The sequence below is a fragment of the Halomonas sp. ATBC28 genome, assembly GCF_005937175.1.
Taxonomy (GTDB): Bacteria; Pseudomonadota; Gammaproteobacteria; order Pseudomonadales; family Halomonadaceae; genus Vreelandella; species Vreelandella titanicae.
In genome coordinates this window covers 1-388 of record NZ_VCQL01000209.1, presented here as the reverse complement: position 1 = coordinate 388, position 388 = coordinate 1, and the positions used below count along the sequence as shown (strand labels likewise).

General features: G+C 72.4%; 1 protein-coding gene. It reads left to right on the top strand.

Annotated elements, in window-relative coordinates; translation table 11 throughout:
• Positions 1–19 precede the first annotated feature (19 nt).
• Positions 20–388 (top strand): TrmH family RNA methyltransferase (locus E0L35_RS26090; protein WP_283241559.1); only part of this gene is annotated, 369 nt, incomplete at its 3' end.

Genomic DNA, 388 nt, shown 5'->3' with positions numbered 1-388 from the left:
CCTCGCCCCCGAGGACGCCATGGGCGAGGTGGTCGCCCGGCAGGGGCAGCGCGTCGCGGTGATGTTCGGCCGCGAGCGGGTCGGGCTCACCAACGAAGAGGTGTCGCTGGCCGACGCCATCATCACGTTCCCGGTGTCGCCGGACTTCCCGTCGCTGAACCTGGCTCAGGCGGTGCTGCTGGTCGGCTACGCCTGGCGGCAGGCCAGCGGGCGGGCGGTTCTGCCGTTCTCGGGCGAGCTGCTGGCGCCGCCGGCCAGCCGCGAGGCCCTTATGTCCCTGTTCGGCAGCCTGGAGGCGGCCCTCGACGGAGCCCGGTTCTACCCGCCCGAGAAGCGCGACATCATCGCCCGCAACATGCGCGACATGCTCCACCGCATGGGCCTGACC